The sequence below is a fragment of the Petrocella sp. genome, assembly GCF_059865615.1.
The window spans coordinates 1-1,994 of sequence record NZ_JCBCDA010000162.1 but is presented as its reverse complement, the minus strand read 5'-3'; the positions used below and the strand labels follow the sequence as shown (position 1 = coordinate 1,994).

The 1,994-nt window shown below is 28.2% G+C and carries 5 protein-coding genes; all 5 read right to left on the bottom strand.

The window, feature by feature from the left end; translation table 11 throughout:
• Positions 1-94 (bottom strand): cysteine peptidase family C39 domain-containing protein (locus tag AC6F8J_RS14995; protein ID WP_500724429.1); only part of this gene is annotated, 94 nt, incomplete at its 3' end.
• A 121-nt stretch (positions 95-215) separates the two neighbouring features.
• Complete coding sequence (locus AC6F8J_RS14990; protein WP_500724428.1) at positions 216-368, bottom strand: hypothetical protein; 153 nt, start codon at positions 366-368, stop codon at positions 216-218.
• 28 nt (positions 369-396) lie between these two features.
• Entirely contained in the window at positions 397-792 is a 396-nt protein-coding gene (locus AC6F8J_RS14985) for a hypothetical protein (RefSeq protein ID WP_500724427.1), read from the bottom strand.
• Between the two features lie 117 nt (positions 793-909).
• Positions 910-1,122 (bottom strand): hypothetical protein, encoded by a 213-nt coding sequence (locus tag AC6F8J_RS14980; protein WP_500724426.1) that lies wholly within the window; start codon positions 1,120-1,122, stop codon positions 910-912.
• 212 nt (positions 1,123-1,334) lie between these two features.
• Positions 1,335-1,847 carry a CPBP family glutamic-type intramembrane protease gene (locus AC6F8J_RS14975; protein WP_500724425.1) on the bottom strand — a complete coding sequence of 171 codons (513 nt, stop codon included), beginning with the start codon at positions 1,845-1,847 and terminating at the stop codon, positions 1,335-1,337.
• Positions 1,848-1,994 lie beyond the last annotated feature (147 nt).

The window sequence follows — 1,994 nt, the reverse complement described above, 5'->3', positions numbered from 1 at the left end:
GTATTTTTAGGCCATGTTGTTTTGATATGGTTGCAATGCAGGCAGCACCGCAATCTGTTATGTCATGTTGTTTGATTACATTGTATTTTTTCATCAGCTCACCGTTCTAATTTTCTAGAGTAACTTGTTAAGGTCGTACATTAATCTATTGGCTTTATATAAGAATAACACTCCATAAATGGTTATGTTGGTACAGCAAAGTCAATATTCTGATACTATTTCATGCTAAAAGTATTAATCAGAAAACCTACCACACCTAAGGAAATTGCTAATACAATACTTTTCATGAAAATAGTATTATACATCACCAATTCAGCAATAATAATGAAAATCAGTATTATTAGACCATTAATAAATGCTTTTTTCACAATCTTTTCCTTTATCCTTTAAAAGTATTTATAACTTCTTTTTAACCAAAAGTGCTAATGCTTTATTAAACAATAAATATCCAGCCAAGCCTAATATAATTCCTATTATAAAAACTTCCAGACTAATAAGCTTATTATTTTTCACCATATATCCGGCATAGGTGTAAGAAGGAAAAATAATAGCAGCGGCGCTTTTATTTATTATTTCTTCTCTTTTCAAATCATTATATTGTTTTAAATTACTCTTTTTTTCTATATACCATAATAAAAATGGTACGATGAAAAATATAATCGAGCCTATCAGCTGATATTTTGTAACATTTGTGTACATAATTCTATATATGATATCAATTACTATAACTATTAAAAAGATCCTATACAACTCAAATTTTCTGTCCATATCATTTTTTTTAATGTTTTCCATGTTTTCCATTTATTCCCTTTCATTCAGTTAGTAATAATACTATTAAGTTTCATCTATTTGTTGTATCTTTTTTGATAATAGAAAGCTACGGTTATGTAGCCTTCTATTATTTACCTTTTATCTTCTATAATTTTCTATAAAGTAAGGATTTTGATTTGGTGCTTTATTAGGCGCGTTCAAAATAGCTTTACCTCCCATTTTGATCCCTTCCCATGCCAAATTACCTCCAACCCATACAAGAATAGCTTTCCCAAGTGCTCCTCCCTCAATTTCTTGTGCTTGTAATTCTGTCAACTCACTAAATTCATCTTTTTTAATTACTAATTCCATTCTAACTTCCTTCCTATATTATCATTTGATTTATTTATTATAATCCTAACTTACAAATCTTCTCTCCCATAAAAAGATTAACACTTGTTTTGCTTTGGGAATAGCCACAAATATTATTATAAAATTAGGATTTATAACCACTATTGTTTTCTTGTTACACTCCTTAGTTTTTAGCATACATATAAGTAATAAGCATATAATCAAGCATCCTTTTAACCCAAAAATAATTGTTGATACAATAATTCTATAGTTATTATAGTCCAAGTTATGCTATTTTTAAAACTATGAATACCCATTGTTACCCAAAATGCAGATGCCTTCTTATCTTCATATACTATAAAAGCATACGCTAGTAATAAGCCAGAAATAAAAGTCATAAACATATAAAAGATACTATATGTATGGGATGCACCAAAAACTACTGCTGAAATAAACATCACTAAAACCATTCGATTCTTAAAGAAATTAATTTTTTTTAGTATTCTAATTATTAAGTATTGAAATATAAACGTTTCAACAATCGGTGCTATTATAGCGACAAATAGAAATAATAAAACTATAGGGATTTCTTCGAACTCAGGCCTACCCATGTCTACCTTCATCAATAATACTAATAAAATATACAAAATATAACTCACTATATAAGAAATCAATGTCATTACTAGTATAAACTTAGCGGTTGGAAGGCTTCTTAAATATGTGTCCAATTTATTGATATATTTCATTTGTTTGATCTCCTTATTCATTGACTTCTTACAACCTTTTAGGTCAGGCAACAATCATCAGTACCTTTATATTATTTTGTCAAATTATTCCCTGTAATATCAGAAACCTTCTTGGTTCCTATACTTATCGCTAACTTTCTTGATTGT

Bases quoted from the DNA above. Each gene is read 5' to 3' on its own strand.
- AC6F8J_RS14975 (WP_500724425.1), bottom strand. From the start codon at position 1,847: ATGAAATATATCAATAAATTGGACACATATTTAAGAAGCCTTCCAACC.
- AC6F8J_RS14985 (WP_500724427.1), bottom strand. From the start codon at position 792: ATGGAAAACATTAAAAAAAATGATATGGACAGAAAATTTGAGTTGTAT.
- AC6F8J_RS14980 (WP_500724426.1), bottom strand. From the start codon at position 1,122: ATGGAATTAGTAATTAAAAAAGATGAATTTAGTGAGTTGACAGAATTA.